11 protein-coding genes are annotated in these 12,587 nt (G+C 64.5%); 2 read left to right on the top strand and 9 right to left on the bottom strand.

Going from position 1 to position 12,587, the window contains the following annotated elements:
- The first annotated feature begins 189 nt into the window (after positions 1–189).
- On the top strand, positions 190–1,392 hold the full coding sequence (locus E2I15_RS18680; protein ID WP_137476254.1) for a serine hydrolase domain-containing protein: 1,203 nt from the start codon (positions 190–192) through the stop codon (positions 1,390–1,392).
- 22 nt (positions 1,393–1,414) lie between these two features.
- Positions 1,415–3,004 carry an ABC transporter substrate-binding protein gene (locus E2I15_RS18675; protein ID WP_137476255.1) on the top strand — a complete coding sequence of 530 codons (1,590 nt, stop codon included), beginning with the start codon at positions 1,415–1,417 and terminating at the stop codon, positions 3,002–3,004.
- Positions 3,005–3,011: 7 nt separating this feature from the next.
- On the opposite strand, the gene E2I15_RS18670 is transcribed toward E2I15_RS18675, so the two are convergent.
- The 9 genes from E2I15_RS18670 to E2I15_RS18630 form a co-directional block, all read right to left on the bottom strand.
- Positions 3,012–4,415, bottom strand: coding sequence for an amidase (locus E2I15_RS18670; RefSeq protein WP_137476256.1), 1,404 nt, complete (start codon positions 4,413–4,415; stop codon positions 3,012–3,014).
- A gap of 86 nt (positions 4,416–4,501) precedes the next feature.
- Entirely contained in the window at positions 4,502–5,263 is a 762-nt protein-coding gene (locus E2I15_RS18665; protein WP_137476257.1) for an SDR family NAD(P)-dependent oxidoreductase, read from the bottom strand.
- 63 nt (positions 5,264–5,326) lie between these two features.
- On the bottom strand, positions 5,327–6,037 hold the full coding sequence (locus tag E2I15_RS18660; protein ID WP_016845725.1) for an ABC transporter ATP-binding protein: 711 nt from the start codon (positions 6,035–6,037) through the stop codon (positions 5,327–5,329).
- Complete coding sequence (locus E2I15_RS18655; RefSeq protein ID WP_137476258.1) at positions 6,027–6,746, bottom strand: ABC transporter ATP-binding protein; 720 nt, start codon at positions 6,744–6,746, stop codon at positions 6,027–6,029. Before E2I15_RS18655 ends, E2I15_RS18660 begins: the two co-directional genes overlap by 11 nt.
- A 3-nt stretch (positions 6,747–6,749) precedes the next feature.
- On the bottom strand, positions 6,750–7,823 hold the full coding sequence (locus tag E2I15_RS18650; protein ID WP_137476259.1) for a branched-chain amino acid ABC transporter permease: 1,074 nt from the start codon (positions 7,821–7,823) through the stop codon (positions 6,750–6,752).
- Between the two features lie 13 nt (positions 7,824–7,836).
- A complete protein-coding gene (locus tag E2I15_RS18645; RefSeq protein WP_137476260.1) occupies positions 7,837–8,703 on the bottom strand; it encodes an ABC transporter permease subunit in 867 nt (288 codons plus the stop codon).
- Between the two features lie 94 nt (positions 8,704–8,797).
- Entirely contained in the window at positions 8,798–10,012 is a 1,215-nt protein-coding gene (locus E2I15_RS18640; protein WP_137476261.1) for an urea ABC transporter substrate-binding protein, read from the bottom strand.
- Positions 10,013–10,070: 58 nt separating this feature from the next.
- Complete coding sequence (locus E2I15_RS18635; RefSeq protein ID WP_137476262.1) at positions 10,071–11,066, bottom strand: acetamidase/formamidase family protein; 996 nt, start codon at positions 11,064–11,066, stop codon at positions 10,071–10,073.
- Between the two features lie 17 nt (positions 11,067–11,083).
- Positions 11,084–12,484, bottom strand: a complete 1,401-nt coding sequence (locus tag E2I15_RS18630) for an amidase (protein ID WP_137476263.1) — start codon at positions 12,482–12,484, stop codon at positions 11,084–11,086.
- Positions 12,485–12,587: the final 103 nt, after the last annotated feature.

Here is a 12,587-nt window from a genome sequence, read left to right as displayed (position 1 = left end):
ATGTCCGTCACGCTGGGGCAGCCGCGGGCCATAGTCAAGCAAATTGCGGGCCAAGCGCACGAAGTGCGCATCCGGGGAAATGGTTACGCCGAAGTAACCCAGCGGCCCCCTCCACCATCCGGTTGATTGCGAGCGACGCGAGCCATGCGGAACTTTCGCACATCATCCGATGTCATTGCTGGATCAAGAATGAATTCGCGTCGCATCATGGCTGCCTTCCCGTCGGCGGCCGACGAACAGGTCACGCTCGCCAACTGGCGTCAGCATCCCTTCAGCGAGTGGGCATTCCGCAATGTCCGCGAATTGCTGCCCACCGCGAATATCGCGCGCGCCGCGGCGCCGGCGCCGCTGTCCTTTGCGCCGCGCTATCTCGACGACGTCAGCTTCGCCAACCCGCGCGGCGAGACGGTCGGCGTCGGCGAGGCGCTGCGCGCCAGCCACACCGACGGCATCGTGGTGTCGCATCGCGGACAGGTCGCGTTCGAATGGTATGCCCATGGCCTCACGCCCGATACCCCGCACCTGATCTTCTCCGTCAGCAAGTCGGTCGCCGGAACGCTCGGCGGCATCCTTGCCGATCACGGCAAGCTCGATCCGGATGCTCCGGTGACGCGCTACATCCCGGAGATGGAAGGCTCGGTCTATGGCGGCAGCTGCACGGTGCGGCATCTGCTCGACATGAGCGTCGGCATCCGCTTCGACGAGGATTACATGGCGCGCGACGGCGACGTCATGAACTACCGGCGCTCGACCGGCTGGGAGCTGCCCGATCCGGCGATTCCGCCGAGCAATCTGCGCGACTATCTGCGCACGCTGCGGCCGAACGGCGCACCGCATGGAGAGACCTTCCACTACGTGTCGACCAACACCGATGTGCTCGGCTGGGTCTATGAACGCGCCTGCGGCTTGTCCTACGCAAAAATCCTCTCGCACTATCTGTGGCAACCGATGGGCGCCGAGCACGATGCCTACATCACCGTCGATTCACGCGGCGCAGGCCGCGTCGCCGGCGGCATCTGCGCGACACTGCGCGATCTCGCCCGCTTCGGCGAGATGATGCGCAATCACGGCATCAGCAACGGACGACAGGTCGTCCCTGGCTGGTGGATCGACGACATCAGGCAGAACGGCAATGTTGAAGCCTGGTCGCGCGGCGACCTGACGAAGGTGTTTCCAAACGGCAATTACCGCAACAAGTGGTACACGCTCGACCGGCGCGAAACGGCGTTTGCGGCGGTCGGCATTCATGGCCAGTGGATCTACATCGATCCGGCCAACGAGACCGTGATCGCACGCGTCTCCTCGCAGCCGCTGCCGATGGATCTCGATCTCGATCACATGTGGATGCGCGGCTATCGCGCGATCGCGGCCAGGCTTGCCGGCAAGAGCTGACCGATTGCGACAGGGGGACACCATGGGACCATCGATCAATCGGCGCCGTCTGTTGCAGATCGGTGCGGGAGCAAGCCTCGGCGTTCCGATGCCGCGCATCGCGCGGGCCAGTTCGAAGACGATCACGGCCGTCATGCACGCGCCGCTGCGCGCAACGGACCCGATCACGACGACGGCGTGGACCGCGCGCAACCACGGCTACATGATCTACGACACGCTGTTCTCGACCAATTCGAAATTCGAGATCAAGCCGCAGATGGTCGAGGCCTGGGAGGTCTCCGCCGACGGCCTGACCTACACCTTCCGGCTGCGGCCCGGCCTCGCATTCCACGACGGCAGCGCGGTGACGTCGGCCGACGTGATCCCCTCACTGCAGCGCTGGGCCAGGCGCGACACGATGGGCCAGAAACTGTTCGAATTCGTCGCCGAGCTGAAGGCGGTCGACGAGCGGACCTTCCGCATGGTGCTGAAGGAGCCGTGCGGCTTCGTGCTGGCGGCGCTCGGCAAGCCGACCGCCAACGTGCCCTTCATCGTGCCGGCGCGGATCGCCGCGACGCCCGCCGACCAGGCCATCACCGATCACCTCGGCTCCGGACCGTTCCGCTTCGTGACGGCGGAATTCCAGCCCGGCGTCAAGGCGGCCTACGAGAGGAATCCGGACTACGTCTCGCGCGACGAGCCATCCGACGGCACCGGCGGCGGCAAGGTCGTCAAGATCGGCCGCTACGAATGGATCAGTGTGCCGGACTTCCAGATCGCGACCAACGCGCTTGTCAACGACGAGATCGACTATTTCGAGGTGCCGCCGCACGACCATCATCCGATACTCGCGCGCGCTGCGAATGTCGAGCTGACCGATTACAACACGCTGGGTTTCTCCGGCATGTGCCGGATGAACTGGCTGGTGCCGCCGTTCGATCGGCCGGAGATCCGCCAGGCCGTGCTGCACGCGGTGAACCAGAAGGACTGGCTCGACACCCAGATCGGCAATCCCGATTACTACAGGATCACGCCGGCGATCTTCGTCGCCGGCACGCCGTTCGAAAGCGCGGTCGGATGGTCGACCAAGGCGGACACCGCGAAAGCCAGGGAGCTGCTCAAGCAGGGCGGCTACAAGGGCGAACCGATCACGATCCTGCACGCGACCGACGCCCCGATCATCACCGCGCTCGGCACGGTCACCGCCGAGGCGCTGCGCTCGATCGGCATGAACGTCAACCTGCTGGCGATGGATTGGGGTTCGGTGGTGGCGCGGCGCGCCAAGCAATCGATGCCGGCCGAGGGCGGCTGGTCGCTCTACCATTCGACCTGGGCCAGCGCCGACCTCGTCAATCCGATCGGCAATGCCTGCGTCAACGGCAAAGGCAAGAACGGCGGCTTCTTCGGCTGGGTTGAGGACGCCGAGCTCGAGCGGCTGCGCGACAGCTTTGCCCGCACCGCGGCGCCGCCGGACCAGAAGGCGCTGGCCGACAATATCCAGGCACGCGCCTACGAGGTGGTCACCCACGTCCCGACCGGGCAGTACAATCAACCGGCCGCGACGCGCAAGGCGCTGAAGGACATCGTCCGCGCGCCGGTGCCGCTGTTCTGGAATGTCGACAAGACCGGTTGAGGATCCCCTATTCGATCGGCGGCCGGCGCGTATGCCAATCCGTCACCGACTGGAACGCGGCGCCGGCGCGGACCAGCACGTCTTCGGAGAGATGCGGGCCGACCAATTGCATGCTGAGCGGCATCTGGTCCGAGGCCATGCCCATCGGCAGCGTGATGGTCGGGCTGCCGGAGAAGTCGAACACCGCCGTGAAGCGCAGAATGCTCAGGAGCACGCTGGGGTCGGCGCCGTATTCGCTCATTTTGGTGAGCGTCGGGATCGGCACCGGCATCGTCGGGATCAGCAGCAGGTCGATATCTTCGAACATGGCGGCGAGGCTGCCACTGAACTTCAGCCGCTCGTGATGGATCGCGGCAATATCGACGCCGCTCGTCGCCCGGCCCTGCTCGATCAGTTGTGCGAGGTCGGGTCCGTATTCCGACTTGCGCGACGGGTAGGTGTCCAGATGCGCCTCAGCCGTCTCCACCGAGCACATCGCAATCCACTGACTGACGAGCTTCTGATAGGGTGGGAAATGCACCTCGCGGATGTCGGCGCCGAGATCGGCGAGCGTGCGCTCGGCTTGCACCAAGGCGGCGACGACCTGCCGATCGATGCCCTCCTGGGTGTATCTGCGGTCAACGCCGATCCTGAGGCCCCTGATGCCGTCGCCGATGCCGGCCAGATAGTTCGGCACCGGAGCCCGCAGGGCGGTCGGATCGTTGATATCAGCTCCCGCAATGACGCCGAGCATCGCCGCGGCATCCGCAGCGCTGCGGCACATCGGCCCGACGTGATCGAGCGAATCCGCCAGCGGGAAGATGCCGTAGCGGCTGACCCGGCCCCAGGTCGGCTTGATCCCGGTCAAACCGCAGGTCGCCGACGGAAAGCGGATCGAGCCGCCGGTGTCGCTGCCGATCGCGCCGTAGCAGAGCCCCGCCGAAGTCGCGACGCCCGATCCGGTCGACGAGGAGCCAACCCAGTAGTTCACATTCCACGGGTTGAGCGGGGCCTGGATTGCAGGATGGTGGCTGGTATAGGCCCCCTCCGTCATCTTCAGCTTGCCGAGCGTCACCGCGCCGGCGACTTCGAGCCGGTCCACGATCGTGGCATTGAAGGACGGCACGAATTTGGCGTGGATCGTGGTGCCGCCCGCAGTCGGCGCAAACGAGGTGTAGCAGAGGTCCTTCAGCCCGATCGGAACGCCATGCAGCGGGCCGCGCCAGATGCCCTTGGCGATCTCCGCATCGTACTGCTTGGCCTGGGCCATCGCCCGCTCCGCAAGGACCAGCGCATAGCCGTGAAACTGTCCGTCCAGCTTCGCAATCCGGCCCAGCATCGCCTCGGTGATCTCCGAGGGCTTCGCCTCCTTGCGGCGAATGAGCTCGGAGATCTCGGTGATGGATTTGTAGTGCAATGGATCCGCTGACATCTGACGCCCCGCTGTTATCGGAATATGCCTGCCCGGACCGCCGCCGCGGGCGGCGACCTCGCGACTCTGCTGACGGCGCGCCCCGCCTAGAACTGGACGCCGCGCGTCAACGCGCCGTCCACCACGAGGTTGGTCCCCGTGATGAAGCTCGCCGCTCTGCTCGCCAGGAACACGGCGGCGTTCGCCATCTCCTGTGGCGTGCCCATGCGGCCGGTCGGGTTGAGCGCCAGTGCGGTCTTGTACAGTTCGGGATTGCCGTCCTTGATCATGTTCCAGACGCCGCCCTCGAAATAGGTGTTGCCCGGCGACACCGAATTGGCGCGGATGCCCTTGGCCGCGAGCTGGTAGGCGAGGCCCTGCGTGTAGTGGATGATCGCGGCCTTGAACGTTCCGTAGGGACCGCTGGCAAAATCGACCTCGCGCCCGGACACGCTGGAGATGGTGACGATCGCGGCCGCCGCACTCTTCTCCAGATGCGGCATCGCCGCGTTGACGAGGCGCACCGTCCCCATCATGTCGGTGGAGAATTCCTTCTCCCAGCTCTCCTCGTCCTGCCCGATCGACAGCGCGCTGACATTGGCGACCACGACATCGATGCCGCCGAGCTTGGACGCCATGTCGGCGACCCAGGCCTTCAGGGCCGGACCGTTCGAGACGTCGACGGCACTACCGAACGCCGCAACGCCCTTGGCCTTGAGCGCTGTCACCGCAGCGTCGACGTCGCCCTGGTTGCGCGCACAGATTCCGACATTGGCGCCTTCGGCCGCAAACGTGTCGGCGATCGCCCTGCCGATACCCTTGGTGCTGCCGGTAACGAGAACCTTTGCTCCCTTGAGTTCGAGATCCATGTCCATTCCCTCCGTTATTATCAATTATGCAACGCACAGATCCTCACCGCATGGCGCGGTCGATCACAGCAACAGCTGTGCGCGAACGTTGTCCGCGTTGACCTCCTCACCGGCCAGCGATCGCGTGATCTTGCCCTTCTCCATGATGTAGCAGCGCTGCGCGATCTCCAGGATGGTGTCGAGATTCTGCTCGACGAACACGATCGTGGTCCCGAGCTCCGCTCGGAACGATTTCAGCGCCTCGCAAATGTGCTGCACGATCGACGGCTGGATGCCCTCCGACGGCTCGTCGAGGATCATCAGCGCCGGATTGCCGATCAGCGCGCGGCCGATCGCAAGCTGCTGCTGTTCCCCGCCCGACATGGTGCCCGCGATCTGGCGCCGGCGCTCCCTCAGGCGCGGAAAATACTCGTAGACCAGTTCGGGCAGCTTCTTGCCTTCGGGGCCGCCGATCAACTCGCCGACCTGCAAATTCTCCTCGACGCTCATCTGCGGAAACACGTCGCGGCCTTGCGGGATGTAGCCGAAGCCGGCACGCGCCCGCGCATCGGCCTCGAGCTGCGTGACATCCTGATCCATGAAGCTGATGGTGCCGCGCCAAGTCTGCAGCAGACCGATCAGGCACCGCATCAGGGTCGACTTTCCGACGCCGTTGCGGCCGATCACGCCGACGATCTCGCCGCGCGAGACCGACATGCTGACGCCCTGCAGGATCGGCGTCGCGCCGTAACCCGCCCAAAGTCCCGACACCTCCAGAATGCGATCAGTGGGCATGAGTCTTACCCAGGTAGATTTCAGCGACTTTCTCGTCTTCCAGGATGGCCTCGAGGCTGCCGCGCGCGAAAATCTTGCCAAGATGCAGGACGGTGACGCGCTGAGCGACCTGACGCACGAACGCCATGTCGTGCTCGACGACGAGGACGGTCATGCCCTCGGCATTGAACGACTTGATCAGCTCGCCGGTCTTGAAAGTCTCCTCGGGCGACATGCCGGCGGTCGGCTCGTCCAGCAGCAGCAGCTGCGGCTGCAGCGCCAGCGCCATCCCGATCTCCAGCCATTGCTGCTGGCCGTGCGACAGCGCACCGGCGAGCTTGCCGCCATCATCAGCCAGATTGAGCAACGCGAGCAGCCGCTCCTGCTCGGCACGGCATTCCGCGCCCGAAATGCGTTCCTGCAGCGCGATCTGGATGTTCTGCCGCACCGGCAGTTCCTTGAACACGCTCGGCGCCTGCATCTTGATGCTCATGCCGCGCTGCACCCGCGCGTAGGGCCGCTCGGCGGTGATGTCGATCGAGTCGAAAAAGATGCTCCCCGTGGTCGGCGGATAGAGCCCGACGATCAATTTGAACAGCGTGCTCTTCCCGGCCCCGTTGGGCCCGATCAGGCAGTGCACCTCGCCGGCATTGACCGTCAGGTCGACGTCGGACACGGCGGTCAATCCACCGAAACGTTTCGATACGCCTTTTACGTCGACCAACGCCATGATTCAGGTCTCATCCGATTGCAGGCGGGCGGTATCGGCCAGCGCGGGGGCCTCCTCACGGCGCCGACGCCGCGTCCACCAGTCGACCACCAGCTTGCCGATGCCGAGCACGAAGCCCTGCGGCGCCAGCATCACGGTGGCGAGCAACAGCACGCCCATCAGCACCAGCGCCGCCTGCTGGCTGTAGACCGTGATGGTCTGGAACCCGAACAGCAGCAGGAACGACCCGACCAGCGTCGCGGTCAGATCGTTGCGTCCGGAGAACGCCACCCACACGATCGGCATCGCCGCCGCCGGCAGGCCGATGCTGGATGGCGTGATGAACTGCCCCCAGGACGTGTACAGCGCACCGCTGAGGCCTGCGAGGCCGCTGCCGATCACGAAGGTCAGAAGCTGATACTTGCGGACGTCGTAGCCGAGCATCTCGGCGCGCTGCGGATTTTCCCGCGTCGCCACGATCACATTGCCGACGCTCGAGTTCACCAGCATGCGCAGCGCGATGTAGACGATCACGATCAGCGCGATCATGACGTAATAGAGCGCCGAGCCCTCGATGTCGAAGTCGCCGACCGTGAGCGGGTCCATCCCTTTCATGCCGTTGAAGCCGTTCAGCCGGGCCGGACCGATATGCCATTCGGGCCCCGCCGTCTGCCCGAGGAAGAAGGCCAGCACCAGCGTCGCCGACAGCGTCACGATGCCGAAGAAGATCCCGCTGATGCCGCCCCAGATCATGAAGTAGCCGAGGATCCCGGCCGCGATCATCGCGATGACCACGGAGAAAACGAGCGCGGCGATCGTGGCCGTTCCCCCGCCCATATTGATGGCGAGCACGCCATAGCCGTAGCCGGCGATGCCGAAGAAGAAGGTCTGGCCGAATGACAGCATGCCGCCGTAGCCCCACATCAGGCAGAGACCGAGCGCCATGAAGATCCAGATCAGGAAGTAGGCGAAATTGCCGACATCATAGGAATCAGCGAACAGCGGATAGATCAGTGCCCCCGCCAGCACGGCGAGGAAGCAGGACCAGAAGATCTTCCCGCGTCCGAGCGTCTGCGGGCCCTCGAGCAGCTTCAACATCAGAAATTCCCGTCTAGCGCCCACGACGAACCAGCACGCTGGATAGTCCCTCGGGCAGCACACGTATGATCAGAATGACAGCAAACAGCATGCCGATCTGGCCGATGATCTGCCCGTAGCTGGCATTCAATGCCATTCGGATCATCGCCAGGAACACCGCGGCCGGCGCAGTTCCGAGCAGGACATTGGCGCCGCCGATCACCACGGTGACAAAGCTCTCGACCACGAAGGTCGCGCCCATGGTCGGGATCAGCGTCATGGTCGGCGCGTAGAGCGCGCCGCAGAGCCCCGCAAGCGCGGTGCCGATGCCGAAGCTGATGGAATAGATCCGCCCGGTGCGCGCGCCGAGCGCCTTCGCCATTGCCGCGTTCTGCATCGTGGCGCGCGCGATCACGCCAAAGCGCGTCTTCATGAAGATGATGTAGAGACCGGCCAGCACGGCCACAGCACAGCCGAACAGCACAAGGCGGTAGGTCGAAAACGTGTAGCCCCCGATCGCAAAGCTTCCTTCCGGCGTGCCGATGCCGCGCACGGCGGACCCGACGATCAGCAGCATCGACTGCGTCACGATCAGGCTGAGGCCCCAGGTGGCGAGCAGCGAGTCGAGCGGACGCCTGTAGAAGCGCCGCACGACGAGATACTCGACGATCATGCCGATGATCCCCGCGGTCAGCGCGGCCAGAATCTGAGCAATCGGAAGCGGGACGCCGAGGTTGACGAGCCCCACGGTGACGTAGGCGCCGCACATGATGAACTCGCCATGCGCCATGTTGATGACGCCCATCATGCCGAACACGATGGCAAGGCCCGCCGCTGACAGGATCAGGAACGCGAAGACATCGGCGAACTGATAGAATACCGAGAAGAGTTCAGCCGACATTCCGGTCTCCCTGATCGCGGCGCCGCATCATTGCGGCGCCGGCTCGGTTCGAAGTCGTGATGCACAACACGAGCAAGATTCGTGCCTGCGCGCGTCACGATTTGCTGGGGAGATGACTCGGCGTGTACTGATCCTTGTCGTTCTTCTTGGTGAGGTCGCAGCCGATCTCGCCAAGCCAGTACGGCTGGATCGTCCCGTAGTCCTTCTCCACCGTCACCTCATGCTTGGGCCCGACCGAGATCAGGCGCATGCGGTGCGACGTATGCTGGCTCTTCGGGTCGATGCAGACCTTGCCCTCGGGAGCGTCGATGCAGGCATCACCCGTCGCGATCACCTTGCGCATGTCCTCGAGCTTGGTCGACTTCGCCTTCTCGACCAGCGTCTTGTACATGTAGAGCGCGTTGTAGGCGTTGTAGCCCATGTCGTTGATGTAAAGCTCATCGGGGAATTTGGCGTGCCAGCGCTTCTTGAAATCGTTGGCTTCGGGCGTATCGATCTCCTCGAACCAGTTCGCGGTCGCATGCATGTTGTTGAGCGCCGGCGGCTTGAACCGTTTGTGCTCGAAGCCGAGCATGATCTTGATCGAAGAGCCCATCGGCAAATTGAGGTTGGCCGCAGCCGCCTGCTCGAAGAACGAGTCTTGCGCCGCGCCGACATTGATCGTCAGCAACCAGTCCGGCTTCGCCTTCTGGATGTTCTGGATCGTCTGCGCGAACTGCGACACGCCGAGCGGGATGAATTCCTCTCCCACGACCTCGCCGCCGAGGTCTTTCATGATCTTGCGGTTCCACTCCGCGGAGATCTGGCCGAAATTGTAGTCGGCCGCGATGACATAGACCTTCTTGCCGAACTTCTGGACCATCCAGGGGATCAGGGTCGAGAACTGCTGCTCCGGCACCGCGCCCATACTGATCATGCTGGCGTCGCAGACACCGCCTTCATACTGGTTCGTATAGAAGTACGGCGTGGTGGTGCGATCGACGATCGGGCGCAACGCCTCGCGCGACGCAGAAGTGATGCCGCCGATCAGCACGTCGACCTTGTCACGATTGAGCAGCCGGCGGCCGAACTCCTGATAGCGGGCATTGTCACCCTGGGGATCAAGGTGAATCAACTCGATCTGCCGGCCGAGAATGCCGCCGCTCTTGTTGATCTCCTCGACCGCCAGCTGCGAGCCGTGCAGCTTCGGCATACCCATGAAGGCGAGATCGCCGGAGATGTCTTCCAGCAAGCCGACCTTCAGCGGCGGTTCTGCCGCCTGGGCGGCACCTATTGCTGCGGTCCCGAGCATTGCACCAAGCAAAGCCATTCCGACTATACGCCCCGAATACATCGCGATGTCCTCTGTCGTTGAAGGATGTTTGAAGTCACGCCTTGAGGTAATTCTTCAGGATCGACGCCCCCATCGTGTATTTGGGGTCGACCATGTTGCCGAGCCGCATGCGGCCGGCCTGGCTGAGCAGCATGTAGGCGTCGATTTCATCGAAGCCGTAATCGGCGCTCATCCAGCGCACGAGCTCGCGATAGGCGATGCGCGCAGCGTCTTCGAGCGGGCGTGCGCTGCCGATCGTCATGATGAAGTCGCGCGTCTCGAGCCGCGGCCAGGCGAAGCTCCAGTTCTTGATCAGATCGATCTGCAAAGTGACAGTCGCGCGCTGCTCCAGCGCGACGCCCGAGAGCTCGCCGTCGCCCTGTGTGGCGTGGCAGTCGCCGACATAGAGCAGCCCGCCTTCGGCATGCACCGGCAGATAGATAATCGCGCCCGGTGCGACGTCGGGCAGGTCCATGTTGCCGCCGTGATAATCGGGCTGCAGCGAGGAGATCGCCTCGATCTCCGGCGAGACGCCGATCGTGCCGATGAACGGCTCATAGGGCAGCGTGATCTTGTCGTTCCAGCGCACGCCGTTGCGGTCGACATGCAGCTTCTTGACGCGTTCCGGCAGCGGCGGATTGAGCAGCGCCGTGGATGCGGTCCCGACCAGGCCGCCGAATTCCGGAATGATGCAGGTCGTTCCGGCCGGCTGCGCGCCGCGGGTCTCGACGTCGCGGATATAGACGGCGAGGCAATCGCCCTTCCTGGCGCCCTTGACCGCGATCGGCCCGCATTGCGGATTCAGATAGGGGAAGTTCAGCTTCGCCGTGGGGCTGTCGCTTTCGCTGGTGAGCACGCCGCCGAAGGCGTCTTCGGTCTCGACAACGACGACCCCGCCCGGATCGATCGACAGGGTCGGCTTGGCATAGGGCCCATAGACGTAATGGAAGCCGCCCTGCTGCTCGATCGTCAGGCTATGGGTCGTACCGGTCGCGCCCTTGGCAAGGGCGCGCTTGGCCATGATGGAACTCTTCAACCAATCTTCGGACATGCGAACGGCTCCTCGATTCAGATCGCGGGATGGCGCTTGTGCCAGTCGGTGACGCGCTGGAAGGCATCGCCCGCGCGAACGAGGCTTGCTTCGTCGAAATGACGGCCGACGAACTGGAAGGCGACCGGCCCGCCGTTCGGCGCGAAGCCGCCGGGAAGCGTCACGGTCGGGCTGCCGGTCATGTCGAACGGACAGGTGAAGCGCAGCAGCCCGGTAATCAGCGACGGATCCTCACCCAGCGCCGCCATCTTGGCCAATGTCGGCGCAGCGAACGCCTGGGCCGGAACGGCGATCAGATCGACCGTCTCGAACAACAGCCGCACCGCGCCGCGGAATGCTTCGCGCCGCAGCACGATCTTCTGATAGTTCATGCCGGATTGCGCCCGGCCGAGGTCGAGCAGGCCGGCGAGCGCCGGACCATATTCATCCTTGCGGGCCGGATAGGTCTCTTCATGCGCGACCGCCACTTCGATGCCGCACAGCGGGAACCAATCCTCGATCACGGCCTTCGGATCAGGAAACGTGATGTCCTTGATCTTCGCACCCAGATCGGCGGCAACGCGCAGCCCTTCGCTGAGCACCTTACCGGCGGCCTCGTCCGTGCCCTCGCTGGTCCAGCGCCGATCGACCCCGATGGTCATGCCGCGCAAATCGCCGGACAGGCCGGCGAGATAGTTCGGCACCGGCAGCGGCACGGAGGTGGTGTCCTTGGGATCCTGGCCCGCGATCACGGCGAGGATCGCGCCGCAATCGGCCGCGCTGCGCGCCATCGGCCCGATGTGATCGAGCGTCGCCGCGAGTTCGAACGCGCCATAACGGCTCACACGTCCCCAGGTTGGCTTCAGCCCGGTGATGCCGTTGGCGGCCGACGGAAAGCGGATCGAGCCGCCCGTATCGGTGCCAAGCGAACCGAAGCAAAGCCCCGCGGCGGTGGCGACGCCGGAACCGCTCGACGATGCGCCCGACCACAAGTCCGCATTCCACGGATTCTTCGGCGGATCGATCTTCGGGTGGTGGTCGGCATAGGCGCCCTCGGTCTGCTGCAGCTTGCCGAGGATGATTGCGCCGGCATCCTTCAGCCGCGCGACGACCGTGGCGTCCTCGCTCGGCCGGAAGTCGCGATGGATCGTCATGCCATGCGCGGCTGGCGCGCCCTTCGCCCAGCACAGATCCTTGACGGCGATCGGCACGCCGTGCAGCGGTCCCTTGATCTTGCCGGACGCGATGTCCTTCTCGGCTGCCGCCGCCTCGGCCAGCGCCGCCTCGCCCATCACATAGGCGTAGCTCTTGAGCTTGCCGTCGAGCTGCTCGATACGTCCGAGCATCGCCTTGGTCACCTCGACCGGCGAAAGCTTTTTCGCCTGGATTTGCTGCCCGATCTCAATGAGCCCGAAATAGTGAAGATCCGTCGTCGGCATCGTTTCTCATCCCCGCACTTGACATGACGCAAGCGCAGGCACCGCCCATCACCGCGCACGCGCCTCCGGCTTGGCGGCACGGACGTGTCGCCAATTTGTTGAG

Source organism: Bradyrhizobium sp. BR2003, assembly GCF_009720285.1.
Taxonomy (GTDB): domain Bacteria; phylum Pseudomonadota; class Alphaproteobacteria; order Rhizobiales; family Xanthobacteraceae; genus Bradyrhizobium; species Bradyrhizobium elkanii.
The sequence above is the reverse complement of the archived record's forward strand: the minus strand, read 5'-3'. Positions and strand labels throughout refer to the sequence as shown.